The organism is Nonomuraea basaltis (genome assembly GCF_005893125.1).
Lineage (GTDB): Bacteria > Actinomycetota > Actinomycetes > Streptosporangiales > Streptosporangiaceae > Nonomuraea > Nonomuraea basaltis.
In genome coordinates, this window is sequence record NZ_VCJS01000512.1 from 1 (window position 1) to 1985 (window position 1985).

3 protein-coding genes are annotated in these 1985 nt (G+C 67.1%); 2 read left to right on the forward strand and 1 reads right to left on the reverse strand.

Going from position 1 to position 1985, the window contains the following annotated elements; all coding sequences use genetic code 11:
• Positions 1-160: 160 nt before the first annotated feature.
• The gene (locus EJK15_RS74005; protein ID WP_206062350.1) at positions 161-556 is read right to left on the reverse strand and encodes a hypothetical protein; all 396 of its coding nucleotides are present in this window, start codon (positions 554-556) and stop codon (positions 161-163) included.
• Between the two features lie 271 nt (positions 557-827).
• Here EJK15_RS74005 and EJK15_RS76050 point away from each other — a divergent pair, with 271 nt between their 5' ends.
• Positions 828-1079: a hypothetical protein gene (locus EJK15_RS76050; RefSeq protein ID WP_138720887.1), complete on the forward strand. Its 252-nt coding sequence runs from the start codon at positions 828-830 to the stop codon at positions 1077-1079.
• A partial coding sequence (locus EJK15_RS69055; protein ID WP_240778150.1) for a S8 family peptidase occupies positions 1009-1985 on the forward strand: 977 nt, incomplete at its 3' end. The genes EJK15_RS76050 and EJK15_RS69055, both read left to right, overlap by 71 nt.

The window sequence follows — 1985 nt, forward strand, 5'->3', positions numbered from 1 at the left end:
CCTTGGCGCGCGAGCTCGACCGCGCGACGCCGGAACTCTGGCGGGTGTGGTGCGGGCATGAAGGACATCCTTCCTGATGATCAAGGGTGACCTCAGGTCAAGTGTCCGGAGAACAGGGGGAAGCTCAGTACGGGCTCCAAGGCGGTGAACGCCTCGTCGATCACTTCTTGGGCGGCGCGTCGTTGTCCGCGCTCTCGGAGAGCAGTTCCAAGAGCGCGTGCGCTTTTCCCATGATCTCCAGCGCGGCCTTGGTCTTGGCCAGCTCCCGCTCGGCCTTCTCCGCCCGCGCCCGCAGCCGCTCGTTCTCCTTCTCGGCCTCGCCCCTGCGCGTCTTGGGGCCGGACGGCTTGGCTGCCAGGGCGTTCAGCGCCCCCGCATCGCGGGCCTTGCGCCACTCGATGATGTGGGAGTGATACAGCCCCTCGCGGCGCAGCAACGCGCCCTTGGCTCCCGGTTCGGTCGCCGCGTCGTACGCCTCGATCATCGCCAGCTTGTACTCCGGCGTGAACGAGCGCCGCTTCGGCCGATCCGATCGAGGTCTGTCACCCTTGCCCACCCCACCATCATCGGTGAGATCTCCGTGGAGGTCGGCCACTGTCAAAGTCGAGGTCGGCCACTGTCAAAGTCACTGTCTGAAAGATCCTGTTCTCGCCCTGCTTGAGTCACAGAAGACTACCTAGTCCCCAGGTCTCACGAGAGTCTGACAGAGAGGGGCCCAGGCGAGCACCGGCGATCCCGAGGTCGCCAGAAGCGTCACTGCCGATGTACAGAGCGGCGAGAACGTCCGCGCGATCATCGAGCTGAAGAAGGGCGAGAGCGTCCCGGCCGTGGCCAAAACCACGGAGGAGGCGTCCGACAAGACCAAGGTCGTCGACCAGAAGATCTCTGACGAGTTCCTGGTCGCCACCCTGGACAAGGCGACGCTCAAGGAGCTCAAGACGGACGACCGGATCGAGGCGATTTACGAGGACCGGCAAGGGCTCCACCGTCGCGATCCTGGACACGGGCATCGACCGCGACCACCCGTTCTTCGCCGGCCGGATCGTCGGCGAGGCCTGCTTCTCCTTCAGCTCCGATGACACGTACTACAAGGCCCAGTCGCTGTGCCCAAACGGCCTACCGGTCCAGACGGGCGCCGGAGCCGCCAACGCCGAAACCGCCAAGTGCGTCGTCTCCGGCCAGAACAAGTGCTACCACGGCACGCACGTGGCCGGCATCGCGGCCGGCAAGAAGGCGGCGGGTGCCCCGGCCAGCGGCGTCGCCCCGGAGGCGGGCATTCTGCCGGTTCAGGTGTTCACCAGGTTCGACGGATCCGTCTGTCAGGTTGAGCTGAACACCAACGCTCCGTGCTTCGCGAGCTTCGCCTCCCTCCAGAAGGCCGCGCTGCAATACGTCGACAGCGTGCACTCCACTCACAATGTCGTCGCGGTGAACATGAGCCTCGGCGGCAGCGCCAAGTACACCCAGCACTGTGACAGCGATCCCTCCGCCGGCGCGCTGAAGGACGAGATCACGTGGTTGCGGGAGTTCGGCGTGACCACCGTGATCTCCGCGGGCAACAGCGGTCACCAGGACGGCGTGGCCAGCCCTGCCTGCGTCTCGCATGCCGTCGCGGTCGGCGCCACCGACGACAACGACGCCGTAGCGAGCTTCAGCAACCGCGGGGCGCTGCTCGACCTGTTCGCGCCCGGCGTGGCGATCCGCTCCGCCATCACCGGCAACGCCTATGGCGTACTCAGCGGCACTTCCATGTCCGCGCCGCACGTCGCTGGGGCGCTGGCCCTGTTGAGGCAGGCGTACCCGAACACGTCCGGCGAGGCTCGCGTCGACAAGCTGCAGGCCACGGGCAAGGCCATCACGTACGCCAGCGGCGGTACCCAGGTGACCACCAAGCGGATCAACCTGACCGCCGCACTGCCGCCCAAGCCGACCCAGAGCCCGACGCCCAGCGTGACCCCGACGACCACCCCCACGGCCACCCCGAC